This is a genomic window from Hylemonella sp. GW821-FHT12C09, from assembly GCF_058807395.1.
In genome coordinates this window covers 41,287-65,913 of sequence record NZ_JBXAQQ010000003.1, presented here as the reverse complement: position 1 = coordinate 65,913, position 24,627 = coordinate 41,287, and the positions used below count along the sequence as shown (strand labels likewise).

The 24,627-nt window shown below is 67.2% G+C and carries 20 protein-coding genes; 10 read left to right on the top strand and 10 right to left on the bottom strand.

Annotated features, from left to right (window positions below; all coding sequences use genetic code 11):
• Positions 1-208: 208 nt before the first annotated feature.
• Positions 209-1,219, bottom strand: a complete 1,011-nt coding sequence (locus AC1RRP_RS06155) for an Ldh family oxidoreductase (RefSeq protein WP_493034246.1) — start codon at positions 1,217-1,219, stop codon at positions 209-211.
• Between the two features lie 163 nt (positions 1,220-1,382).
• Here AC1RRP_RS06155 and AC1RRP_RS06150 point away from each other — a divergent pair, with 163 nt between their 5' ends.
• The 5 genes from AC1RRP_RS06150 to AC1RRP_RS06130 all read left to right on the top strand — a co-directional run bounded on the left by AC1RRP_RS06150 (position 1,383) and on the right by AC1RRP_RS06130 (position 6,061).
• Complete coding sequence (locus tag AC1RRP_RS06150) at positions 1,383-2,156, top strand: ABC transporter ATP-binding protein (RefSeq protein ID WP_493034244.1); 774 nt, start codon at positions 1,383-1,385, stop codon at positions 2,154-2,156.
• Positions 2,153-2,860, top strand: a complete 708-nt coding sequence (locus tag AC1RRP_RS06145; RefSeq protein ID WP_493034242.1) for an ABC transporter ATP-binding protein — start codon at positions 2,153-2,155, stop codon at positions 2,858-2,860. Before AC1RRP_RS06150 ends, AC1RRP_RS06145 begins: the two co-directional genes overlap by 4 nt.
• A gap of 58 nt (positions 2,861-2,918) precedes the next feature.
• Positions 2,919-4,115 carry an ABC transporter substrate-binding protein gene (locus tag AC1RRP_RS06140; RefSeq protein ID WP_493034240.1) on the top strand — a complete coding sequence of 399 codons (1,197 nt, stop codon included), beginning with the start codon at positions 2,919-2,921 and terminating at the stop codon, positions 4,113-4,115.
• A gap of 68 nt (positions 4,116-4,183) precedes the next feature.
• Complete coding sequence (locus AC1RRP_RS06135) at positions 4,184-5,068, top strand: branched-chain amino acid ABC transporter permease (RefSeq protein WP_493034238.1); 885 nt, start codon at positions 4,184-4,186, stop codon at positions 5,066-5,068.
• Between the two features lie 15 nt (positions 5,069-5,083).
• Positions 5,084-6,061 carry a branched-chain amino acid ABC transporter permease gene (locus AC1RRP_RS06130; RefSeq protein WP_493034236.1) on the top strand — a complete coding sequence of 326 codons (978 nt, stop codon included), beginning with the start codon at positions 5,084-5,086 and terminating at the stop codon, positions 6,059-6,061.
• Between the two features lie 171 nt (positions 6,062-6,232).
• Here AC1RRP_RS06130 and AC1RRP_RS06125 read toward each other — a convergent pair whose 3' ends face one another.
• From AC1RRP_RS06125 to AC1RRP_RS06110, 4 genes are all read right to left on the bottom strand, one after another.
• Positions 6,233-7,618 (bottom strand): alpha/beta fold hydrolase, encoded by a 1,386-nt coding sequence (locus AC1RRP_RS06125; protein ID WP_493034234.1) that lies wholly within the window; start codon positions 7,616-7,618, stop codon positions 6,233-6,235.
• A 39-nt stretch (positions 7,619-7,657) separates the two neighbouring features.
• Positions 7,658-8,353: a substrate-binding domain-containing protein gene (locus AC1RRP_RS06120; protein ID WP_493034232.1), complete on the bottom strand. Its 696-nt coding sequence runs from the start codon at positions 8,351-8,353 to the stop codon at positions 7,658-7,660.
• Positions 8,354-8,625: 272 nt separating this feature from the next.
• Positions 8,626-9,591 (bottom strand): tripartite tricarboxylate transporter substrate binding protein, encoded by a 966-nt coding sequence (locus AC1RRP_RS06115; protein ID WP_493034229.1) that lies wholly within the window; start codon positions 9,589-9,591, stop codon positions 8,626-8,628.
• Positions 9,592-9,720: 129 nt separating this feature from the next.
• Positions 9,721-10,749, bottom strand: a complete 1,029-nt coding sequence (locus AC1RRP_RS06110) for a serine/threonine protein kinase (protein ID WP_493034228.1) — start codon at positions 10,747-10,749, stop codon at positions 9,721-9,723.
• Between the two features lie 89 nt (positions 10,750-10,838).
• Between AC1RRP_RS06110 and AC1RRP_RS06105 the strand changes: the two genes are divergently transcribed.
• Complete coding sequence (locus tag AC1RRP_RS06105) at positions 10,839-12,095, top strand: HD-GYP domain-containing protein (protein WP_493034227.1); 1,257 nt, start codon at positions 10,839-10,841, stop codon at positions 12,093-12,095.
• A 127-nt stretch (positions 12,096-12,222) separates the two neighbouring features.
• Here AC1RRP_RS06105 and AC1RRP_RS06100 read toward each other — a convergent pair whose 3' ends face one another.
• Both AC1RRP_RS06100 and AC1RRP_RS06095 read right to left on the bottom strand, forming a co-directional pair.
• Positions 12,223-13,686, bottom strand: a complete 1,464-nt coding sequence (locus tag AC1RRP_RS06100; protein WP_493034226.1) for a serine/threonine protein kinase — start codon at positions 13,684-13,686, stop codon at positions 12,223-12,225.
• A complete protein-coding gene (locus tag AC1RRP_RS06095; protein WP_493034225.1) occupies positions 13,683-14,435 on the bottom strand; it encodes a metallophosphoesterase family protein in 753 nt (250 codons plus the stop codon). Before AC1RRP_RS06095 ends, AC1RRP_RS06100 begins: the two co-directional genes overlap by 4 nt.
• A gap of 140 nt (positions 14,436-14,575) precedes the next feature.
• Here AC1RRP_RS06095 and AC1RRP_RS06090 point away from each other — a divergent pair, with 140 nt between their 5' ends.
• From AC1RRP_RS06090 to AC1RRP_RS06075, 4 genes are all read left to right on the top strand, one after another.
• Entirely contained in the window at positions 14,576-16,165 is a 1,590-nt protein-coding gene (locus AC1RRP_RS06090; protein ID WP_493034224.1) for a GMC family oxidoreductase, read from the top strand.
• Positions 16,166-16,305: 140 nt separating this feature from the next.
• Complete coding sequence (locus tag AC1RRP_RS06085) at positions 16,306-16,515, top strand: hypothetical protein (protein WP_057673989.1); 210 nt, start codon at positions 16,306-16,308, stop codon at positions 16,513-16,515.
• 39 nt (positions 16,516-16,554) lie between these two features.
• Entirely contained in the window at positions 16,555-17,529 is a 975-nt protein-coding gene (locus AC1RRP_RS06080) for an SLAC1 family transporter (protein ID WP_493034223.1), read from the top strand.
• Positions 17,526-18,584, top strand: a complete 1,059-nt coding sequence (locus tag AC1RRP_RS06075) for a DUF6352 family protein (RefSeq protein ID WP_493034222.1) — start codon at positions 17,526-17,528, stop codon at positions 18,582-18,584. Before AC1RRP_RS06080 ends, AC1RRP_RS06075 begins: the two co-directional genes overlap by 4 nt.
• Before the next feature lie 3 nt (positions 18,585-18,587).
• Here the strand turns inward: AC1RRP_RS06075 and icmF are convergent, their stop codons facing one another.
• The 3 genes from icmF to AC1RRP_RS06060 form a co-directional block, all read right to left on the bottom strand.
• Positions 18,588-21,965 carry a fused isobutyryl-CoA mutase/GTPase IcmF gene (gene icmF, locus AC1RRP_RS06070; RefSeq protein WP_493034220.1) on the bottom strand — a complete coding sequence of 1,126 codons (3,378 nt, stop codon included), beginning with the start codon at positions 21,963-21,965 and terminating at the stop codon, positions 18,588-18,590.
• A 114-nt stretch (positions 21,966-22,079) separates the two neighbouring features.
• The gene (locus AC1RRP_RS06065) at positions 22,080-23,996 is read right to left on the bottom strand and encodes a TRAP transporter large permease (RefSeq protein WP_493034219.1); all 1,917 of its coding nucleotides are present in this window, start codon (positions 23,994-23,996) and stop codon (positions 22,080-22,082) included.
• Positions 23,993-24,613: a TRAP transporter small permease subunit gene (locus AC1RRP_RS06060; protein WP_493034218.1), complete on the bottom strand. Its 621-nt coding sequence runs from the start codon at positions 24,611-24,613 to the stop codon at positions 23,993-23,995. The genes AC1RRP_RS06065 and AC1RRP_RS06060 overlap by 4 nt, the downstream gene beginning before the upstream one ends.
• Positions 24,614-24,627: the final 14 nt, after the last annotated feature.

The following is a 24,627-nucleotide window of genomic DNA, read 5'->3' as shown; positions in this document are numbered from 1 at the left end:
TCCAACACTGCCAAGGTTGTCCATTAGAGTTCGAGAACGCCATTCCCAGCGGCTCGGATGTGTCTGGTCAATCCGGGTCGCTTCCAGATGAATCACCCGGGTTCTGTAGCCCCTCCCGCGATTCATCGGTGAAGGTCTGCTTTCGCGGCCATCCAATGCCCGCTACAGGCCGCAAGTCGCCAGTGGTTTCCGCATGCCCCGCTTGGTGTCAGGCTCCTGCCAACTTCCTCACCGGCGCCAACACTCCTTCCGGAATCTCAAGCCCCCGGTCTTTCGCCAACCGCACCTTCTGCTCCCGCCGGTCCCCAGGCACCCGCACGCCCTCTTCCGCGCACATGGCGGCGATGATGGCTTCGATGCGCTCCTGGTAGACCGCCGTGCCGGCCATGGCGCCGGGGTCGATGACCAGGAAGAGCTGGCCCAGGTGCGGGACGTTGCCGCCTTCTTCAAAGAAGGTATCCACCTCGGCGCCGAAGCGCGCGCCCGTGAGGGTGATGACCAGCAGCTCAACCATCAAGGCCAACAGCGCCCCCTTGACGCCGCCGCTGGCGGAACCGAAGGGCAGCATGGAGCCGCGCAGGCCGGCCTTCGCATCTGTCGTGGGCTGGCCGTGTTCGTCCAGCGCCCAGCCCAGGGGGATGGGCTCGCCCTTTTGCGCGGCCACCATCAAATTGCCGCGCGCCACTTCAGACAGGGCGAAGTCCATCAGCAGCGGCGCCGCACCCCCTCGCGGAAAGGCCGCGGCCAGCGGGTTGGTGCCCAGCAGCGGTCGGGTGCCGCCGGCCACGGGCATGGCGGCCGGGCCGTTGCCCATGGCGATGCCGATGAGCCCGGCGCGCGCCACTGGCTCCAGGTGGTACGCTGCCGCGCCGAAGTGGTGGCTGTTGCAGACGCCCACCAGGGCCAGGCCCTCGGCCCGGGCGCGGGTGATGGCTTCCTGTATGGCCAGCTCGCAGGCCGGGAAGGCGAAACCCTCGCCCGCATCCACCAGCACGGCCGCGGGCCGGCCGGGCAGCACCCGGGGCACGGCCTGGCCGTTCACGCGGCCGGTGCGCAGGTGGCTGGCGTACATGGCCACGCGCGAAACGCCGTGGGTGGCCAGGCCCTGCACGTCGGCGGCCACCAGGGCGCGGGCGGTGCAGAGCGCCTGTGCCGGGCTGGCGCCGGCGGCGCGCAGGGCGGCCGCGGCGAGCGATTCGAGTTCGGCGGTGGAGATCATGGGGAAGCAGGAAAGAAGCCACAAAAGCAGGGTGAGATCTTCGCAGATCGCCCTGCAGCGGCCGGGGATATCCCCTTGCGGCGGGATTTTCCCGGTAGGTATTTATGCATAGGGACTAACACCCTAGCCCCATCCCGGGGCCGGCCCTATGCTCGCCTTTCTAATGAGCAACATCATTCTGCAAACGCACAAGCTCACCAAGGAGTTCAAGGGGTTCACGGCCGTCAGCCAGGTGGACCTGTCCGTGGTGAGCGGCTCCATCCACGCGCTGATCGGGCCCAACGGGGCCGGCAAGACCACCTGTTTCAACCTGTTGACCAAGTTTCTGGAGCCGACTTCCGGCACCATCCTGTTCAACGGCATCGACATCACGCGGGAGCGGCCGGCGCAGATTGCGCGCCGCGGCATCATCCGATCCTTCCAGATCTCGGCGGTGTTCCCGCACCTGACCCTGATGGAGAACGTGCGCATCGCGCTGCAGCGCCAGCTGGGCACGGCTTACCACTTCTGGAAGAGCGAGCGCACGCTGGACCAGCTCAACGAACGCGCCATCGCCCTGCTGGCCGAAGTGGGCCTGGAGTCATCGGCCCATGAACTCACCGTCAACCTCTCCTACGGCCGCAAGCGTGCGCTGGAGATCGCCACCACCCTGGCCATGGAACCCGAACTCATGCTGCTGGACGAGCCCACCCAGGGCATGGGCCACGAGGACGTGCACCGCGTCACGCAGCTGATCAAGAAGGTTTCGGCCGGCCGCACCATCCTGATGGTTGAACACAATATGAGCGTGATCGCCAGCATTGCCGACACCATCACCGTGCTGCAACGCGGCGCCGTGCTGGCCGAAGGCCCTTACGCCGAGGTCTCGCGCAACCCGCAGGTCATGGAAGCCTATATGGGCACCGTGGACGCCGAGCTGCAAGGAGCGCATGGATGACGCCCGCACTCGAACTCCAGGGCCTGCAGGCCTGGTACGGCGAATCCCACGTGCTGCACGGCGTGGACATGGTGGTGCGCCCCGGTGAAGTGGTCACCCTGTTGGGCCGCAACGGCGCGGGCCGCACCACCACGCTGCGCGCCATCATGGGCCTGACGGGCACGCGCCAGGGCTCCATCAAGATCAACGGGGTGGAGACCGTCAACCACCCCACGCACCGCATCGCCCACCTGGGCGTGGGGTACTGCCCGGAAGAGCGCGGCATCTTCGCCAGCCTGTCCTGCGAAGAAAACCTGATGCTGCCCCCGCAGCTCAAGGGCACGGGCGGCGGCATGTCGGTGGACGAGATCTACGCCATGTTCCCCAACCTGGCCGAGCGCCGCCACAGCCAGGGCACCCGCCTGTCGGGCGGCGAGCAGCAGATGCTGGCCGTGGCGCGCATCCTGCGCACGGGCGCCAAGCTTTTGCTGCTGGACGAAATCTCCGAAGGCCTGGCGCCCGTGATCGTGCAGGCGCTGGCGCGCATGATCGTGACGCTGCGGCAGAAGGGCTACACCATCGTGATGGTGGAGCAGAACTTCCGCTTCGCCGCGCCGCTGGCCGACCGCTTCTACGTCATGGAACACGGCCGCATGGTCGAGCAGTTCCCCGCCGCGGAGCTGCAGGCCAAGATGCCCGTGCTCAACGAACTGCTGGGTGTCTGAAGCGCCCGGCCCCACCGAATCCGGTTCTTTTCCCCCACCACCTCACCAGGAGACCCCCATGAAAAGAAAACTGACCACCCTCGCCCTCGCGCTGGGCCTTGCCGGTCTGGCCACGGGCTACGCCCAGGCCCAGGACAAGGTGCGCATCGGCTTCATCACCGACATGTCCAGCCTGTATTCCGACGTGGACGGCAAGAACGGCGCGCTGGCCATCCAGATGGCCATTGACGACTTCGGCGGCAAGGTCAACGGCAAGCCCATCGAGCTGCTCTCGGCCGACCACCAGAACAAGGCCGACATCGCCGCCTCCAAGGCACGCGAGTGGATCGACACCCAGGGCCTGACCATGCTCTTCGGCGGCACCAACAGCGGCACCGCCCTGGCCATGGCCCAGATCGCCAATGAGAAAAAGCGCGTGTTCTTCGTGAACGGCGCCGGCGGCTCCGCGCTGACCAACGCCCAGTGCACGCCCTACACCATCCACTACGCCTACGACACCGTGGCCCTGGCCAAGGGGACGGCCGGCGCCATCGTCGACCAGGGCGGCAAGAGCTGGTACTTCCTGACGGCCGACTACGCCTTCGGCCAGCTGCTGGAGACCGACGCCGCCAACGTGGTGAAGGCCAAGGGCGGCACCGTGGCCGGCTCTGTGCGCCACCCGCTCAACGCCTCCGACTTCTCGTCCTTCCTGCTGCAGGCCCAGAACTCCAAGGCCCAGATCCTGGGCCTGGCCAACGCCGGCGGCGACACCATCAACGCCATCAAGGCCGCCAAGGAATTCGGCATCAACAAGAGCATGAAGATGGCCGGCCTGCTGGTCTTCAACTCCGACGTGCACAGCCTGGGCCTGCGCAACACCGAAGGCCTGCTGCTCACCACCAGCTGGGACTGGAACCTGAACGACGAGTCGCGCGCCTTCGGCAAGAAGTACTTCGAGAAGACCAAGCGCATGCCCACCGACATCCAGGCCGCCAACTACTCGGCCACGATGAACTACCTCAAGGCCCTGCAGGCCACCAAGACCGAAGACGCCGACAAGGTGATGGCTTATCTGAAGAGCACCAAGCTCAAGGACTTCTACGCCGAAGGCAACATCCGCCCGGACGGCCGTTACGTGCACGACATGTACCTGATGCAGGTCAAGTCGCAGGCCGAGTCCAAAGAGCCGTGGGACTACTACAAGGTCGTCAAGAAGCTGTCGGGCAACGAGGTGTTCACCACCAAGGCCGAGAGCAAGTGCGCTCTCTGGAAGTAAACCGCTGAACCAGGGCCTGTACACACGCGAGTCATGCGCGTGAACAGGCCCCGCAACCCACGCTCCCCATGGAAATATTTGGCAAATCACTGCCGGCCCTGCTGAGCCAGCTCCTGCTGGGGCTGGTCAACGGCTCGTTCTACGCGATCCTGAGCCTGGGCCTGGCCGTGATCTTCGGCCTGCTCAATGTGATCAACTTCGCGCACGGCGCCCTGTTCATGCTGGGCGCCGTGCTGACCTGGATGGGCATGAACTACCTGGGCCTCGGCTACTGGTGGATGCTGTTCCTGGCGCCCCTGACGGTCGGGCTGTTCGGCATCGTGATCGAGCGCACGATGCTGCGCTGGCTCTACAAGCTGGACCATCTTTATGGCCTGCTGCTCACCCTGGGCCTGACGCTGCTCATCGAAGGCCTGCTGCGTTCGATCTATGGTGTGTCCGGCCTGAACTACGACACGCCCGAGCTGCTCGAAGGCGCGAGCAACCTGGGTTTCATGATGCTGCCCAACTACCGCGTCTGGGTGGTGGTGGCCTCCATCACGGTCTGCATGGCGACCTGGTTCGTCATCGAGAAAACCCGCCTGGGCGCCTACCTGCGCGCCGGCACCGAGAACCCGCGCCTGGTGGAAGCCTTCGGCATCAATGTGCCGCTGATGGTCACGCTGACCTACGGCTTCGGCGTGGCGCTGGCGGCCTTTGCCGGCGTGCTGGCCGCGCCGGTGATCCAGGTCTCGCCGCTGATGGGGCAGAACCTCATCATCGTGGTGTTTGCCGTGGTGGTGATCGGCGGCATGGGCTCCATCCTGGGCTCCATCCTCACCGGCCTGGGCCTGGGTATCGTCGAAGGTTTCACCAAGGTGTTCTACCCCGAGGCTTCCTCCACCGTGGTCTTCGTGATCATGGTCATCGTGCTGCTGACACGCCCGGCCGGCCTGTTCGGCAAGGAAAAGTAAGAGTCCCGCCACACCATGAACTACAAGAACATCGGGTACGCCCTGCTGCTGGTGGCCCTGCTGGTGGCGCCCTTTGCCGGCGCCTACCCCGTCTTCATCATGAAGCTGTTGTGCTTTGCACTGTTTGCTTCGGCCTTCAACCTGCTGCTGGGTTACACCGGCCTGCTCTCCTTCGGCCATGCGGCCTTCCTGGGTGGTGCGGCCTATGTGGCCGGCCACGCGATCAAGGTCTGGCAGCTCACGCCGGAGATGGGCCTGCTGCTGGGCACGCTGGGCGCGGCGGGCATGGGCTGGGTCTTTGGTGTGCTGGCCATCCGCCGCCAGGGCATCTACTTCGCCATGATCACGCTGGCGCTGGCGCAGATGGTGTTTTTCCTGTGCCTGCAGGCGCCCTTGACCGGCGGCGAAGACGGCCTGCAGGGTGTGCCGCGCGGCAAGCTCTTCGGCCTGCTCAGCCTGCAGGACGACCTGACCATGTACTACGTGGCCCTGGCCATCGTGGTGGCAGCGTTCCTGCTGATCGTGCGCATCATCCACTCGCCCTTCGGCCAGGTGCTCAAAGCCATCAAGGAAAACGAGCCGCGCTCCATCTCCCTGGGTTACGACACGCAGCGCTTCAAGCTGCTGGCCTTCGTGCTCTCGGCTGCGCTGGCCGGCCTGGCCGGTTCGCTCAAGACCCTGGTGCTGGGTTTCGCCACGCTCAGCGACGTGCACTGGACGGCCTCGGGCCAGGTGGTGCTGATGACCCTGGTGGGCGGCATGGGCACACTCTCGGGCCCCATCCTGGGCTCGGCCCTGGTCATCGTGCTGGAAAACAAGATCGGCGAAATGGGCGGCTGGCTGGCCAAGCTCAGCGGGGTCGAGTGGTTCGCCTCCCTGGGCGAATCGGTCACCATCGTCACCGGCCTGATCTTCGTGGTCTGCGTGCTGGCCTTCCGCCGCGGGGTGATGGGCGAGCTGATCGCGTGGCTGGGGAACCGCAAGAAGTCCTGAAGCCAGCCCCTCCACAACAAAACCGCCTGCGGGCGGTTTTGTTGTGTGCGTCAGGCCAGGCGCAACCTTCTCTTGAGCATCCAGGCAGGTGTGCGTGGTCACCCTCTTGTCGCGGGCGCGGCTTGTCGGCACGGACAAGCCGCGGGCACACACCCCGCGCTGCTCAGGCGCTCAGTACGTCAGCTCCAGCACCGTCACGTGCTGCTGCGCCGACGGCCAGACCCGGCCCACGATTTTTTCGCCATTGAACTCGGCCGCGATGGCACGGTCTGCGGCGCCCGCGAGCTTGAGTCTGGCACTGGACACGCCGGCACCGGCTGGCGGCACACCGGGCAGCGCGGTCTGGCCGTCGAAGCGCATCTGGTCGCGTTGCGCATCGAAGTAGCCGCGCGGGCGGGTGAAGATGACCAGGGCCTGGGCCTCCTGGTCGGCCGCGGCGATGCGCTCGGGCCGCAGGTTCACGAGGGTGCTGGAACGCGGGAAGGCGCTGCGGTAGATGTGGGTGGTGGCGTACCCCGGCGCCTTGATCTCGAACTCGTAGGCCGTGCCGGCCTGGGCCCTGAAAGGCCCCCAGCGGCCGTCGGCCCCCACCTTGCGCGCGTAAGCTGCGGCGCCGCTGCGCTGGCCCGTGGCCGCATCGGTGGCGTAGATGGCGAGTTCGGCGCCCGCGATGGGCAGGTTGTTGGCGAAGTTGCCGGTGGCCGGGTTCAGCGGGTCCACACCCTGGCCGGTGATGACACCGCCGAGTTCGATGCGCGCTTCGGGCGTGATGTCACGCACCAGGGTGGCGCGGCCGGTGATGAAGCGGTAGGCCGCGGCGAAGGCTGCGGGCGAGAAGGAAGTCTCGCGGTGGTCGATGCGCGGGATCACGATGTTGCTGGCGCCCTTGAGTTCGGGGCCGGCATACGTGACGTGGGTGGGTTTGCCCTTGGCGCCGATCCACAGGCCGTCGGGCTGGGCGAACTTGTCGTTGTTGTCGCTGCGGATAGTCATCCAGCGCACCGGGCCGTTGACCTCGTCGCCATTGGCGTTCTTGGGCGCGTTCAGGCCCGTGAGGAAGGGCCCCGTGCCCGAGAACTCGTTGCCTTCGCGAAAACCGGGGATGGCCCAGACACCGTGGTTGGGTGTGCCGCCCAGGATGGCATGCGAGACCGTGGCCGCGCCGCCGCCGTTCTGGATGTAGTGACGGATGGCGTTGCCGCCGCGTGAATTGCCGAAAAGCACGACCTGCTGCGCACCGGTGGCGCGCAGCACCTTCTCGACCTCGGCCTTGAGGTAGGCCATGTGCTCGGCGGTGGAGCTGCGGCCGGGCTGGGCCTTGCTGTCGTCGTCGCGCGCCAGCGGGTAGGGCAGCTCGATGGCGTGCAGGCGCTCGCGCGGCCAGCCGTTGGATTCAAAGCGCCAGAGCGTGGTCAACCACAGCGCGGCGCTGTCGCCGTTGCCGTGCACGAAGACGATGGGCGGCGCCTCGCGCAGCGTTGGCGACGGCGCCGTGGCGCAGCCCCCCAGCAGGGTCAGGCCAGCCAGCAGGCCCAGAAGATGACGACGGATCAACATGTTTACCCTCCTTGCGCCTGCGCGCGCTGATGCCAGCGCCTATTCGAAGCCGCCCGCACGGCGCAGCTCCGCGGCGGCCGGTGCGGCCATCAGGTCGATCATCATGCGAGCGGCCTGCGGCTGCTCGGCCTTGGCGGCGATGGCGGCGGTGTAGACCGTGGCCAGCTCGAAGGCCTTGGGCAGCAGGCTGATGAGCTGCACACCCGGCGTGTAGAGGATTTCCGTGACCTGGGTGCAGCCGATCAGGCCCGCGCCGCTGGCCTCTGCCATCGCCTTCATGGCGGCGGCGCCATTGGGGTAGGGGCGCAATGCACCGGCCACCTGCTGATCGATGCCCAGTTGCTTGAGCACGTTCATGAAGTGGATGCCGGCCGTGGCCTTGACCGGGTCGGGGAAGTAGATGCCTTGGGCGGCCAGCAGCGCGGCCTTGAGCGATTCGGGCGTGTCCACCTTCGGTTGCGGCTCGCCGCTTTTCACGGCGACGCCGGTCTTCACCACCCCCAGCGGCGTGGCGCTGCCGGGCTGGACGTGGCCGTTGGTGGTGAGGTCGGCGATCAGCGCCTGCGTGAGGATGACCACGTCGCAAGGCTCACCCGCGAGCAGCTTGTCGCGCATGAGGCCCACGGCGCCGAAGCTGCCTTCGACGGCGCGGCCGGTTTCGTTGTAAATGGCGCCGCGCAGCTGGTTGACCAGCCCCTGGGCAGCGCCGCCGCTAAGGATGTGCAAAGAACTCATGTATCGAACCGTCAAAGTGAAAGCGCCAAAACGCTTGAAAAATTCGCGCTCTTGCGCTCAACGTGACTATACGGGGAACGCCGTGGAACCGGCTCCGCCGGGCCACTGGCGTTGTCCCCCTTGGGGGCTGAGGGCTGCGGCTCCAAAGCTGCCTGCGCAGCTTTGGACAGCCCCGAAGAGCCACTGCCACTGCCACTGCCACTGCCACTGCCACTGCCACTGCCACTGCCTCAGGCTGTGGCAGTGGACGGCGCCAGCCGGCTCAGGGGGGATCAATCCACTTTAATGCCGGCGCTCTTGATCACGCGGGCCCACTTCTCGATGTCCTCGCGCATGTACTTGTCGAACTCCTGCGGGTCCATCTTCATGGCCACGGCGCCCTGCTTGGTCCAGAGCTGGTTCACGTCGGGCTGGCTCACGATCTTGCTCACCGCCTCGTTGAGCTGCTGCACGATGGCCGGCGGCGTGCCCTTGGGAGCCATCAGGCCGAGCCAGATGGTGGCTTCGTAACCGGGCAGGCCGGCCTCGGCCAGGGTCGGCACATCGGGCAGCACAGCCGAGCGCTGGCGGCCGCTGGTGGCGATGGCGCGCACCTTGCCGGCACGGGCCTGCTCGGCCATGGTGGTGACGGCGTCGAACATCATGTCGACCTGGCCGCCGATGATGTCGGTGCGGGCACCCGAGCTGCCGCGGTAGGGGATGTGCACCAGGTAGATGCCCGCCATGCTCTTGAAGAGCTCACCCGCCATGTGGTACGGCGTGCCATTGCCCGAGGAGGCGTAGTTGTACTTGCCGGGCTTGTCCTTGGCCAGCTGCAGGATGTCCTTCAGGTTCTTGACCGGCAGCGAGGGGTGGGCGACCAGCACCAGGTCGGAATAGTTGACCGGTGCCACGGGCACGAAGTCGCGCATGAGCACGAAGGGCTTGCTGGGGATGAGGGTCTCGTTCACCGTATGGGTGTTGGACATCATCAGCAGGGTGTAGCCGTCGGCCGGGGCCTTGGCCACCACGTCGGTGCCGATGATGGAGCCGGCCCCGGGCCGGTTGTCGATCACGAAGGGCTGGCCCAGCGCGTCGCCCAGGCGCTGGCCGATGAAACGCGCGTAGTTGTCGGCCGGGCCGCCGGCGGCGAAGGGTACGACGATGCGCACCGATTTGCTGGGGTAGCTCTGGGCCTGGGCCGCGCCGGCTGCCAGCAGCAGCACGGCCAGCAGGCCACGCAGAATGGGGAATCGCATGATGCAGTCTCCTGATAGGTATGCATGCATGCTAGCCGCAGGGCCACAAGACCGCACCCGGGCTATCCCGAACTTGGCTCGCATTGGTCGGGCTGCGCTGAACCCGTCCCTGCCGCGTGCCACATCCCCTCAGACCATCAGGGGCTCTTCCTGCATGGCCTCGATCTGGTCTTCCAGCATCTGCACCTGGCCCTGCCAGTAGTCGCTGCTGCCGAACCAGGGGAAGTTGATGGGGAAGGTGGGGTCGTCCCAACGACGTGCGAGCCAGGCGCTGTAGTGGATCAGGCGCAGGGTGCGCAGCGGTTCGATCAGCGCGAGTTCGCGGCGGTCGAACTCGCGCATCTGCTCGTAGCCGTCGAGCAGGCAGCTGAGCTGGTAGGTGCGCTGGGCACGGTCACCCGAGAGCAACATCCACAGGTCCTGCACGGCCGGGCCCATGCGCGCGTCGTCCAGGTCGACGAAATGCGGCCCCGGGCCGGCGGCAGCGGGCACGTCCACCGGCGTCCACAGCACATTGCCCGAGTGGCAGTCGCCATGCAGGCGCAGGCGGCGGATCTCGCTGGGCGCGCCCGTCAGCACCGGCTGCTGCGCAATCAGGGCCAGCGCCTCTTCGCACTTGCGCTGCCAACTCGACTGCACGTCCAGCGGAATCATCTCGTGCTGCAGCAACCAGTCCATGGGCTCGCGCCCGAAAGATGGCAGGTCAAGCGCGGGGCGGCTGGCAAAGGGGCGCGCCGCGCCCACGACATGCAGGCGGGCGAGGAAACGGCCGATCCACTCCAGCACCTCTTCATCGTCCAGCTCGGGCGGGCGGCCGCCGCGGCGCGGGCAGACCGAGAACAGGAAACCGGCATGCCGGTGCAGCGTGCCGCCATGCAGTGTGAGCGGTGCCACCACCGGCACCTCGGCCGCCACCAGTTCGGCGGCGAAGGCGTGTTCTTCAAGAATCTGCGCCTCGCTCCAGCGCGCGGGGCGGTAGAACTTGGCCACCACCGCCTGCCCGTCGTTCAGTTGCACCTGGTAGACCCGGTTCTCGTAGGAGCTCAGCGCCTGCTGGCGACCGTCGCAGGACAGGCCCAGGCTCTCCAGCGCATCCATCACCACGTCGGGCGTGAGCTGCTCGAAGGGATGGCGGGCGGCGGTTTCAGCTTGGGTCATGCCCCGATTGTCGCCTGCGCGATCCGCAGGCGATGTCGCTGGCGTTTTCCCTAGGCTGGCGCTACAGGGGCATGGCTACACTGGATTGCATGTCACCCCTGCTTCCTTTCCACCGCAAGCTCGCGCTCGGCACCGCGGGCGTGGCGCTGGTCGTGGCCACGCTGGCCGGCCTGGCGGCGGGTTTCATCGCCCACGACAAGGCCGAGGACACGCTGGTGGCCCAGGCCACCGAAGACACGCAGCGGCTGCTGCGCCAGGAGGCCTACCGCCCCGAGGGCGTGCTCGCCACGCGCAATGCGCAGGCCGCGGCGCAGGCGCTGGCTGCCAGCTATTTCGACATGGCGCAGATCTACACCGCCGGCGGCCTGCTGATGGCCGAACAGTTCAGCGCAGATGGCCGCGCGCTCGATGCCGAGCTGCCGCCGCGCAGCACGCGCAACTACACCCAACCCTGGTTTGAGCGGCGCTGGCTGCCGGGACGCCGCCCGGTGCTGCGCCTGTTCATCCCGCTGCGCAGCGAGGGCCAGGCGCTGGCCGCCTATTTCGAGGGCGCACGCCTGGTGCCGGACTGGCAGCGCGCGCGCATGCTGGCTGACGCGCGCCGCACGGGCCTGCTGACCGCGCTGGCCGTGCTGCTGTGCGGTGCCGCGCTCTACCCGCTGGTGCTGCGCCTGAACCGCGACAGCCAGGGCCGCCAGCGCGAGCTGCTGGAGTCGCACATCGCCATGATGGAGGCGCTGGGCCGCGCCATCGCGCGGCGCGATTCGGACAACGGCATCCACAACTACCGCGTGGCCTGGATCTCGGCCACGCTGGCCGAGGCCGTGGGCCTGCACGGCACGCGCATGCAGGAGCTGATCGTCGGCAGCTTCCTGCACGACGTGGGCAAGATCGGCATCCCCGAGCACATCCTGCTCAAGCCCGGCCCGTTGAGCCACGAGGAAATGCTCATCATGCACACGCACGTGGCCGCGGGCGAGGACATCGTCAGCGGTTCGGGCTGGCTGGCCGGCGGCCAGGCCGTGGTGGCCGGCCACCACGAGAAGTGGGACGGCAGCGGGTACCCGCGCGGGCTGGCGGGCACCGATATCCCGCTGGTGGCGCGCATCTTCGCGATTGCCGACGTGTTCGATGCGCTGTGCTCGCGCCGGCCCTACAAGGAACCGGTACCCCTCGACACCGCGCTGGCGGCCTTGCGCGCGGAATCCGGCCGGCATTTCGACCCGCACCTGGTGCAGGTCTTCGACCAGCAGGCGGCAACGGTCTACCGCACGCTGACCGAGGCTGACGAGGAACAGCTGCAGGCCCTGCTCACGCGCATGGTGCGCAAGCACTTCAGTTTGTAGACCCCCTGAGTCGCCTTCGGCGCCTTCCCCCAAGGGGGACGCACCTGGCGGACTGGCAAAGCCAGATCCGCGGGTGCCCTGGAACGGCCGGCTGCGCGGCGCACACTCACTGGCGCGTTCTTAGCTTTTAGAACGGCACGTCGCCATCGTCCTTCTTCTCCTTGCCCGGGACGGCCAACTGCTCGAAGGGCAGGGCCTGCTTGACCAGGATGACGGTGCAGGGCGCATCCATGGCCACCTTGATGGGCACGGTGGCGATGAAACGCTGGGTCTTCAGGCCGTGCGTGGCCGCCCCCATGACGATGACGCTCACGCGGTTGCCGCGCGCGTAGTCGATCAGCGCTTGCGCCACGTCACCCGACTCCAGCACGTGGCAGGAGGTCTGGTACCCCGTCTGCTCCAGCGGCTGGGCCCACAGCCTGAGCTGTGTCAGGTAGCGCCGGTGCACGCTGGTTTCGCTGTCGCGCTCACTGACCGAGCTGGTCGCGCCGGGCGAGATCACCGAGACGCAGGCCAGGCGGGCGCCGGGCCGCGTGCCCAGCGAACGTGCGGCCGCCTCGCGCAGCGAATAGAGCGTGGCGTCGCTCACATCCTGGTGCGGCACGGCCACCAGCACGATGGGCACTTCGGCGATCTGGCGCTCGGGCAGGGGGCTGGGCTGGTAGTGCAGACCGGCCGCCCGCACCCAGCGCTTGAAGAGGAACCAGGCCCCGGCGCCGTGCTGGCGCTCGCCGCGCGCGCTCACGCGCACCTGCTCGGGGTGCTGCAGGTCGAAGGCCAGATGGGCTGCGGACGGGTAGCGCTGCGCGGCCTCGGGCGCCAGGCAGCGCAGCACCACTTCCTGCAGCCAGGCCGGCAGCTCGGTGCGGTAACGGCGCGGCGGCGGCGGCTCCATCCACAGGCGCTGGCGCAAGCCGCCGCTGGTCACGGGTGCGCCGAAGGGCAGTTCACGCGTGAGCAGCTGGTAGAGCATGACGCCGATGGCGAAGACATCGCTGCGCGGGTCACCGCGCACGCCCACCACCTGCTCGGGGGCCATCCAGGCCGGCGAGCCGACCGCGCGGCGCATCTCCTCGGCCAGCAGGTCGGGGTAGTGCGCGTGGCAGGACAGGCCGAAATCCAGCAGTACCACACGCCCGTCTTCGCGCACCAGCACATTGGCGGGCTTGAGGTCCAGGTGCACGGTGTTCTGCTGGTGCAGGCTGTGCACGGCGTGGGCCAGGGCCACGCCCAGGGCCACCACCTCATCGACGGGTGTGGGCTCGGGCTGCTCCAGCCAGTGGTCCAGGGTGCGGCCGGGCACGTACTCCATGACCAGGTAGGGCAGGCGCTCCAGGTCACCGGCGGCCACGAGGCGCGGCACGTGCGGCCCGCTCAGGGCCTGCAGGATCTGGTGCTCGACCTCGAAGCTCACGATGTTCTCGGCACCGTCGCCCTCGGCCATGCGCGGCACCTTCATGACCATGGGGAAGCCGGGATCGGCCGCGCCGCTGGCGTAGTGCACACGGTAGATGTGGGCCATGCTGCCGTAATGGAGACCCTCCTCCACCACGAAACCGTCCAGTTCGCTGCCAGGCTCCAGCAATTTCATCGTCCCAGCTCCAGTCGGTCGGCAAAGAAATCGGGCAGCCCGGCGTCGCGGATGGCCTCGGCGGCGGCATGGTGGTCATAGGCCACGCGGTGGAAGGTCAGCTGCGCCTGCGTGGTGTCGAACACGGCATACATGGCCTTGGGGCTGCCGTCGCGCGGCTGGCCGACCGAGCCGATGGTGGCCAGCCAGTGCCTCCGCGCGGACACCGGCACCGCCACGCCGGCCGTGGGCACGAAGGAGATGAGCCTGTCGTCCGCGCCGCGGTAATAGAGCGTCTGGCGGTGCACGTGGCCGCCAAAGACGTAACGCACGCCCTGCAGCGCGCTGGCGGCCTCCAGGCTGAGGGCGGCCACCTGCGCGTCGTAGACGTAACGCCACAGCGCGGGTTCATCGGCCGTGGCGTGCACCAGCAGCACGCGATCGTCCTGCACGGTCATGGGCAGCCCGGCCAGGAAGGCGCGCTGCACGACATCGAGCTGTTCGTGCGTCCACCAGGCCGTGCTCTCGCCCAGGGTGGTGTTGCCCGGGGGGGGGTGGGCCGCCATGTCGTCGTGGTTGCCCTTGAGCACCAGGGCCCCTTCGTCGGCCAGGTCCATGACGCGACGCACCACGGGCCCCGGATCGGCACCATAACCGACCAGGTCGCCCAGGAAAGCCAGCCGGTCGGCACCCTGCGCCCGGGCATGTGCCAGGCAGGCCTCCAGGGCCTGGAGGTTGGCATGAAGGTCGGACAACAAGGCCAGTCGCATGCTGGCAGTATGCCTTGCCGGACCGGACTGACCAGGGGGTTTGCACGCGGCTCTTGATGCAAGTCAAGCCGGCATGCGGGTATCACCCGGGGCGGCAAACGGGGGTCTGTCGCTAACATGCCGGCAGCGGGAGACTGTTCATGTACGACTACATCATCATTGGCGGCGGCTCGGCCGGCTGCGTCCTGGCGGCTCGCCTGTCCGAAGACCCGGGCGTGCAGGTGGCGCTGCTGGAGGCCGGCCCGCCCGACGACAGCGTGCTGATCCACTGCCCGGCCGGCCTGGCCCTGCTGGCCAAGAGCGGCCAGGCCAACTGGGGCCTGCAGACCGTGCCCCAGGCCGGCCTGAACGGCCGGCGCGGTTACCAGCCGCGCGGCAAGGTGCTGGGCGGTTCCAGTTCGGTGAACGCCATGATCTACACGCGCGGCCACCCGCGCGACTACGACGACTGGGCCGCGCAGGGCAACCCGGGCTGGGCCTGGTCCGATGTGCTGCCCTTTTTCAAGCGCGCCGAGCACAACGAACGCGGTGCGGACGATTTCCACGGCAGCGGCGGCCCGCTCAATGTGATGGATCTGCGCAGCCCCAACCGCCACAGCCCGGACTTCGTGCAGGCCGGCGTGGAGGCCGGTTATGCGCACAACCTCGACTTCAACGGCGCCGAACAGGAAGGCGTGGGCCTGTACCAGGTCACGCACAAGAACGGCGAGCGCTACAGCGCCGCCAAGGCCTACCTCACGCCCCACCGGGACCGTGCCAACCTGCAGGTGATCACCGGTGCGCACGCGACGCGCATCCTGCTGGAAGGCAAGCGCGCCGTGGGCGTGGAGTTCGTCCAGAACGGCAGCAAGCGCGAACTGCGCGCCCAGCGCGAGGTATTACTGAGTGCCGGCGCCCTGCTCTCGCCCCAGCTGCTGATGCTCTCGGGCATCGGCGCGGCAGATGAGTTGCGCGCGCACGGCATCACACCGCAGCACGAACTACCCGGCGTGGGCCGCAACCTGCAGGACCATGTGGACGTGGTGCTGGTCTACGACGCGCCGCAGCTGACCGAGCTGTTCGGCCTGTCCTTCAAGGGCGCGCTCAATATGGTGCGCGGCATCTTCGAGTGGCGCCGCCAGCGCAGCGGCATGCTGACCACCAACTTCGCCGAGGCCGGTGGTTTCATCCGCAGCCAGGCCAGTGAGGCCATTCCCGACCTGCAGCTGCACTTCGTGGTGGGCAAGCTGGTGAACCACGGCCGCACCACGACCACGGGCCACGGTTATTCCTGCCACGTCTGCCTGCTGCGCCCGAAAAGCCGCGGCAGCGTACGCCTGGCCAGCGCCGACCCGCTGGCCGCGCCGCTGATCGACCCGGCCTTCCTCGCCGAGCGCGACGACATGGACCGGCTGATCCGCGGCTTCAAGCTGATGCGCAGCATCCTGTCGCAACCGGCGCTGGCGCGTTTCGGCGCGCGCGAGCTGCCGGCCTCGGCGGTGGCGCGCAGCGACGCGCAGATCGAGGACTTCATCCGCAACCACGCCGACACCATCTACCACCCGGTGGGCAGCTGTCGCATGGGACCGGGGACGATGGACGTGGTGGACGCGCAGCTGCGCGTCCACGGACTGCAGGGCCTGCGGGTCGTGGATGCTTCGGTCATGCCCGGCCTGGTGGGCGGCAACACCAACGCACCGGTGATCATGATGGCCGAGAAAGCCGCCGCGATGATCCGCGCGGCCGGCTGAGGGCGGGTGTCAGGCGCAGCAGAGGTGCTTGTCAGGTAAATTCCGACACGCGAAACCGGCAGATGCCGATTCAAGTTGGCTGACATGGGGCCTAGAGTGATTGCACCACATCCGCAGACGATGTGATGCAAGGAAAACCTGTGAGAACCAACCCTATTTCGCTCAACCCCTTCAGCCTCATGATGGAGCCGGAGATCGTGCTCCAGGCCATGGAGCATTCCAAGTCCCTGCGTGCACTGCGCCGCCACAAGCTGCGCCCGCTGGACAAGCCCCTGATCCCCTACGCCGTCAACCCGGTCGACGACGAACTGGACGAAGAGACCATCCCGGGCGAGCTCAGCAACCACTGAGCCGCTGGTGCGGCCCGCTGTGCTGCTAGCATCGGGCGCATGCATATCCCGTCCTGGCTCCCGCGTTTTCCTGTCGGTCTTTTTGCCATCCCCGTGGGCCTGCTGGCGCTCGGCGGCGCCTGGCGCCGTGCCACGCCATTCGGCTGGGCCTGGGCCCGTGACGTCGGCGACCTGCTGGCCTGGTCTGCCCTGGTCCTGCTGGCCGTCCTGCTGCTGATCTACCTGGCCAAGACCCTGCGTCACCCCCAGACCATCGTCGCCGAGTTCACCCACGCCCTGGCCGGCTCGCTGATGGCGCTGATCCCGCTGTCCCTCCTGCTCTGCGTCATCTATTTCGGCACACCCGGCCACACGGGCTGGCTGCTCTTCACCCTGGCCACGCTGGCGCTACAGGGCGTGATCGCCATCCGCATCGTGGCCATCATCACCACGGCCAGCCTGCCCGCCGGCGCCGTAACCCCCGCGCTGTATGTGCCGCCGGTGGCCGGCGGCCTGGTCGGCGGCATGGCGCTGCAGACCCTGGGCTACCCGGGCTGGGCCGCCCTGCTCTTCGGCATGGGCCTGGCCAGCTGGGCGCTGCTGGAGATCCGTGTGCTCAACCGCCTCTTCGAAGGCGCCATGCCCGAAGCCATGCGCCCCACCATCGGCCTGGAGCTGGCACCGGCCACCGTGGGCACGCTGGCCGTGGCCACCTTGTGGCCGCAGTTGCCGGGTGAACTCCTCATCATCGGCCTGGGCATCGCGGCCGGCCCGCTGGTGGCCGTGCTGGCGCGCTACAAATGGTGGCGCCAGGTGCCCTTTGCCATCGGCTTCTGGTCCTTCTCCTTCCCCGTGGCGGCCTTTGCGGCCGCCCTGATCGAGGTGGTGCAGCGCGGCGGCTGGCCACCCGCTATCGCCGGGACCGGTCTGGCGCTGGCCTCGGGCGTGATCGCCTTCCTCGCGCTGCGCACGCTGCAGCTGCTGGCCCAGGGCCGGCTGATCCCTGCGGCCCCCATGCAGGCGGCACGGCCATGAACTTCTGGCCTTCCTGCGCTTACGACCGCCTGCAACGCAATGCGCAGGGCTGGCTGCTCGTCACGCCGGACTACCTGCGCCTGTTCCTCGACCGGCCCGAGCTGGCCCTGGTGCCCGAGTCCTGCAAGGCCGAGCGCAAGCTGCATGCGGCCCTGCGCGACGACCCGCTGCAGTCGGTCGCGCCGGACACCCTGGCCCGTTTCAAGGATGCCGATGCGCGCGACAACTACCAGCTCTTCCTGAGCTTCCGCGACGCGCTGCTGGCTGCCGGCACGCTGGAGGCCTATTACCTGCAGCTCATGCGCAGCGGCCGCATCACCATCCCTCCGCTTTTCATCGACCTCATCGTGCAGGCCATGCTGCGCGGCCTGCTGGCGGACAACGAGGACGCACAGCAGCTGCGCGCGGCCGAGCTGCTGTTCCGCCCGCAGCGCCTGACCGTGCAGGAGGGCCAGGTGCTGGCCGCCGACCAGGCCGTGGTGGACCTGTACAGCGAGAACGCCGGCCTGGGCGAGATCGGCCGCCTGCTGATGGAAAACAAGTCGCGGCTGCGCGAGGCCGAGCTGGCCGTGCTCGATGCATCGAACGCCGCGCGTTACTGGGAACGCAGCGAGCGTTACCACTACCTGCTGGACCTCACCCACGAGGTGCAGCAGGAGCTGAGCCACGGCCTGACCCTGCGCATGACGCGCGCGCGCAGCGGCCTGAAGGCGCTGGCGCGGGTGCTGGAACTCTGGGTGCAACACCTGCTGGGCGTGGAAGTCACGATCGAGCCGCTGGCGCGCGTGGACGACGCGGCGTGGCGCTGGCACATCGGCCTGGACGCCGAGGCCACGGCCATCCTCAACGACCTGTACGAAGAGCGGGCGGTGGAGCCCGAACGCATGCAGCGCCTGGTCAGCCTGTTCCGCCTGAGTTTTGCCGACCCGGCCCAGATGCAGGCCGAGCTGGCGGGCAAACCGGTCTACCTGGGCCTGGCCATGAACGCGCAGGGCCTGCTGCGCCTCAAGCCGCAGAACCTGCTGCTCAACCTGCCGCTGGCCGCCAGGCAGTAGACGCTACATATTGCGGCGGTACTGCCCGCCGACTTCGAACAGCGCGGTGGTGATCTGGCCCAGGGAGCAGACGCGCACCGCATCCATCAGCACGGCGAAGACATTCCTGTTCTCGATCACGGCCTGCTGCAGGCGCTGCAGCTGCGCCGGCGCCTCGGCCGCGTGGCGCGCGTGGAATTCGGCCAGGCGCTTGAGCTGGCTCTGCTTTTCCTCGTCGGTCGAGCGCGCCAGTTCCAGCTTCTCCATCACGGTGTCGCCGTGCGGATTGCGGAAGGTGTTGACGCCGATGATGGGCAGCTCGCCCGTGTGCTTGAGCATCTCGTAAGTCATGCTCTCGTCCTGGATCTTGCCGCGCTGGTAACCGGTCTCCATGGCACCCAGCACGCCGCCGCGCTCGCTGATGCGTTCGAACTCGGCCAGCACGGCCTCTTCTACCAGCTCGGTCAGTTCTTCGATGATGAAGGCGCCCTGGTTGGGGTTCTCGTTCTTGGCCAGCCCCCACTCCCGGTTGATGATGAGCTGGATGGCCATGGCGCGGCGCACGGAATCTTCGGTCGGCGTGGTGATGGCCTCGTCGAAGGCGTTGGTGTGCAAGGAGTTGCAGTTGTCGTAGATGGCGATCAGGGCCTGCAACGTGGTGCGGATGTCGTTGAACTGGATCTCCTGCGCGTGCAGGCTGCGGCCGCTGGTCTGGATGTGGTATTTCAACTTCTGCGACCGCTCATTGGCACCGTACTTCTCTTTCATGGCCACGGCCCAGATACGACGCGCCACCCGGCCCATGACCGTGTACTCGGGGTCCATGCCGTTGGAGAAGAAGAAACTCAGGTTGGGCGCGAAGTCGTCGATGTGCATGCCGCGCGCCAGATAGGCCTCCACCAGCGTCAGGCCGTTGGACAGCGTGAAGGCCAGCTGGCTGATGGGGTTGGCGCCGGCTTCGGCGATGTGATAACCCGAGATGGACACGCTGTAGAAATTGCGCACGCGGTGGTGCACGAAGTACTCGGCGATGTCACCCATGACCTTGAGCGAGAACTCGGTGGAGAAGATGCAGGTGTTCTGCCCCTGGTCTTCCTTGAGGATGTCGGCCTGCACGGTGCCGCGCACGTTCTCCAGCACCCACTCACGGATCTTTTCGGCTTCGGTGTCGGTCGGCGCGCGGCCGTTGTCGGTCTTGAACTTGGCCAGGTATTGGTCGATGGCCGTGTTCATGAACATGGCCAGGATGGTGGGCGCCGGGCCATTGATGGTCATGCTGACCGAGGTGGCCGGGTCGCAGAGATCGAAGCCACTGTAAAGCACCTTCATGTCGTCCAGCGTGGCAATGCTCACACCCGAGTTGCCGACCTTGCCGTAGATGTCGGGGCGCGGGTCCGGGTCGTTGCCGTAGAGCGTGACCGAGTCGAAGGCGGTGGACAGGCGCTTGGCCGGCATGTTGGCGCTCAAGAGCTTGAAGCGCTTGTTGGTGCGAAAGGGGTCGCCCTCGCCAGCGAACATGCGTGTGGGGTCTTCGTTCTCGCGCTTGAAGGCAAAGGTGCCGGCCGTGTAGGGGTAGCTGCCCGGCACGTTGTCCAGCATCAGCCACTTGAGGATTTCGCCGTGGTCCTCGTATTGCGGCAGCGCCACCTTGCGGATGGTGGTGCCCGAGAGCGACTTGGTGGTCAGCGCGGTGCGGATCTCCTTGTCGCGGATCTTCACCACGTACTCGTCACCGGCATAGGCCTGCTGCATGGCCGGCCACTGGGCCAGCAGGCGGCTGGCGTCGGCATCCATCTGCAGTTCGCGCGATTGGGCCAGATCGATCGCTGCCTCGGCGGCCTTGGCACGGTCGGGCTTGTCCTGCTTGAGCATGGCCGCCGCCGCATTGAGCTGCTGGATCTCGCGGGCCAGCCGGGCCTGGGACCGCGCACGGCGTTTGTAGCCGCGCACGGTGTCGGAAATCTCAGCCAGGTAACGCGTGCGGGCACCGGGCACGATGGGGCTCTGATTGCTGCTGTGGCGCACGCTCACAAGCGGCAGACGCCCGGCGTCAAGCTTCAGGCCCAGAGCCCCCAGGCGCACCTTGAGGGCCTGGTAGAGCGCGGTCACACCGTCGTCGTTGAAGCGCGCGGCCATGGTGCCGAAGACCGGCATCTGTTCGGGCGGGGTGCTCCAGGCTTCGCGGTTGCGCTGCACCTGCTTGGCGACGTCGCGCAGCGCGTCGGGCGCACCCTTGCGGTCGAACTTGTTGATGGCCACGAACTCGGCGAAGTCCAGCATGTCTATCTTCTCGAGCTGGCTGGCGGCGCCGAACTCGGGTGTCATCACGTACAGCGGCACGTCCACATGGGGCACGATGGCCGCGTCGCCCTGGCCGATGCCCGAGGTCTCGACCACGATCAGGTCGAAGCCCGCGCACTTGCAGGCGGCCACCACATCGGGCAGGGCCGCGCTGATCTCGCTGCCGGCATCGCGCGTGGCGAGCGAACGCATGAAAACCCGCGCGCCGGTATCGCCGCCGGGCCGCCCCAAGGCGATACCAGCCCCCTCGGGGGGCAGCGAACCACACGCAGTGGGGAGCGTGGGGGCACGTTGCGCCCAGGGCGAGATGGCGTTCATGCGGATGCGGTCGCCCAGCAGGGCGCCGCCGCTCTTGCGGCGCGAGGGGTCGATGCTGATCACGGCCACACGCAGGGCGTCGCCCTGGTCCAGGCGCAGGCGGCGGATCAGCTCGTCGGTCAGTGAACTCTTGCCAGCCCCGCCGGTGCCGGTGATGCCCAGCACAGGAACCTTCCTGGCGGCGGCCTGCTCACGCAGGCGGCTGACCAAGCCCGCATCGGCGCTGCCGTTCTCGAGTGCGGTCATGAGCTGGGCCAGCGCGCGCCAGGCGGCCTCACCATGGCCTTGCAAGGCCTCGATCTTCTTCGGCGCCAGGGTGCTGAGGTCACGGTCACAGCGCATGACCATCTCGCCGATCATGCCGGCCAGGCCCATGCGCTGGCCATCTTCGGGGCTGTAGATGCGCGTGACACCGTAAGCCTGCAGTTCTCGGATCTCGCTGGGGACGATAACCCCGCCACCGCCGCCGAAAACCTGGATGTGCCCGCCACCGCGCGCCTTGAGCAGGTCCATCATGTACTTGAAGTACTCGACGTGGCCGCCCTGGTAGGAACTGATGGCGATGCCCTGCACGTCTTCCTGCAGTGCTGCCGTAACCACCTCGTCCACGCTACGGTTGTGGCCCAGGTGGATGACCTCGGCGCCCATGCTCTGCAGGATGCGCCGCATGATGTTGATGGCCGCATCGTGCCCGTCGAAAAGGCTGGCCGCGGTGACGAATCGCACCTTGTGCGTGGGACGGTAGTTCGCGAGGGCCTTGAAGTCGGCGGACAGGTCGGTCATGCTGAACCCACATTGACGTTTACGTAAACGTCAATCTTAACGTTTTCGTGCCGACCGACCAAGAAAAAGGGGCGCAAACGCGCCCCTTGATCGTTCTGCAGCAAGCTGTGCTGATTACTTGTACAGGATCTGCGGCAGCCACAGGCCGATGGCCGGGAACTGATACAGCAGGATGATGGCGATCACCTGGATGCCCATGAAGGGCAGCATGCCGGCGAAGATCTGGTTCAGCGTCACGTGCGGCGGGCTGACCCCCTTCAGGTAGAACGCAGCCATGGCCACCGGCGGGCTCAGGAAGGCGGTCTGCAAATTCAGCGCCACCAGCAGGCCGAAGAACAGCGGATCGACACCGAAGTTGTCCAGCAGCGGGATGAAGATGGGCATGAAGATCACGATGATCTCGGTCCATTCCAGCGGCCAGCCCAGGATGAAGATGATGACCTGGCTCAGGACCAGGAACTCGGTCTTGGACAGGTTCATCGACAGCACCCACTTCTCCACCAGCTCCTGGCCGCCCAGCAGGGCGAAGGCGGCGGAGAAGATGGCCGAGCCGACGAAGAGCCAGCACACCATGGCCGAGGTCTTGGCCGTGAGGAACACGCTTTCCTTCACCACATCCAGCGTCAGTTGCTTGTAGGCGGCAGCCAGCAGGAAGCCGCCGAGGGCGCCGACGGCAGCCGCTTCGGTCGGCGTGGCCAGGCCCATCACGATGGAGCCCAGCACCGCCAGGATCAGCACCAGCAGCGGGAAGAAGCTGGTCAGCAGCATCTTGAAGACTTCCAGGCGCGTGAAGCTCAGCAGGCCGTAGTACGCCAGCATGGCCAGCGCCCCCGCACCCACGCCGATCCAGTAGCCGGCCGGGGCCGGCTGGCTGGTGGCCGCGGGAGCCGCAGCGGCAGCCGGAGCAGCAGCGGCCGGCTCCTTGGCGTCGGCCTCGGCCTTCACGGCGGCCGCAGCACCGGATGGTTCCTTGGCATCGTCGGCATCGCCGCCCGGAGGCGCCGCCAGGCTGTCCTCGTCAGCGGCCTGGCCGACAGCTTCCTCGCCATCGCCCATGCTTTGCAGGGTGGAGGTCTCCTCGACCGGCGCCACGCTGGTCACGCTGGCGTAGCTCCACAGGGCCACGAACAGGAACAGGATCAGCGGCAACAGCACCACGCCCAGCTGCTTCAGGATGTAGCTGGTGGGCACTTCGGCATTGCGCTGGCCCTTGAGGGCCTTGAGCAGGGCCGGCAGGGCACGCGCGGAATGCGAGGGGGCCACCTTCTCCATCAGCGGCGGCAGCGGGATGTAGCGCTCCTTCTCCGACAGCGGGGGCGCCATGTGCGGCTTGAGCTTGGCGACGACGATCACGTACACGATGTACAGGCCGGCCAGCATGAGGCCCGGGAAGAAGGCACCGGCATAGAGCTGAACCACCGACACGCCGGCGGTCGCGCCATAGACGATCAGCATGACCGAGGGCGGGATCAGGATGCCCAGGCAGCCACCGGCCGTGATGGCACCGGCCGACATCTTGACGTCGTAACCCGCGCGCAGCATCTGCGGCAGGGCCAGCAGGCCCATGAGCGTGACCACGGCACCGACGATGCCGGTGGCGGTGGCGAACACGGCGCAGGTCACCAGCGTGGCCACGGCCAGCGCACCGGGCAGACGGGCCAGGGCCAGGTGCAGGCTGCGGAACAGCTTTTCGATCAGGTTGGCGCGCTCGACGAGGTAGCCCATGAACACGAACAGCGGGATCGAGATCAGCACGTCGTTGCTCATGACCTTGAAGGCCGCAGACACCATCAGGTCCAGCGTCTTGGTCGTGTTTTCCTCGTAGGCGATCCAGGTGAAGATCATGCCCATGCCCATCAGCGTGAAGGCCGTGGGGAAACCCAGCATGATGGCCACGACCACCAGGGAGAGCATCAGCAGGCCGACGTGGCCGTTGCTGATCTTTTCGGCGCCCAGCAGCATGCCGAGGGCGGCCAGGATGATCAGCCCCATGAGGCTGAAGCCAAACCAGAGTTCTTTGCGGATTTTCATTTGTGGGCGCCTTCCTTCACGACGTACTTGTCCAGCGCCTGGATGTCTTCGTCTTTCACGTGGACCATGGCTTTGAGCTTTTCGACGTCGACTTCCTCCACGTCCTCCTCGCGTGACGGCCATTCGCCGTCACGGATGCACTGGATGCAGCGGATGATCTCGACGATGCCCTGCAGCAGCAGGATGCCGCCCGACAGCGGGATGATGAACTTGAAGGGGTACATCGGCAGCGGCTCGGCCGAGAAGGTCTGCTCGCGGATGGCCAAGGACTCGTTGAAGTAGGTCCAGCCGGCCCAGGTCAGCGCGGTGATACCGGGCAGGAAGAAGATGAAATAGAGAATCAGGTCCAGGGTGGCCTGCGTGCGCGGCCGGAAGAAGCCGTAGAGCACGTCGCCACGCACATGGCCGTTCTTGGACAGCGTGTAAGCGCCGGCCGTCATGAACAGGGTGCCGTACATCATGATCTGGAAATCGAGCATCCAGGCATGGGGTTGGTTCAGCACGTAGCGTGAGAACACTTCCCAGCTGATCATGAGCGTGAGAATAAGGGCGGTCCAGGCGAAGATCTTGCCTATCCAGGTGGACAGGCGGTCGACCGCGAGTAGGAAATTCTGCATAGGGATCCAGCAGG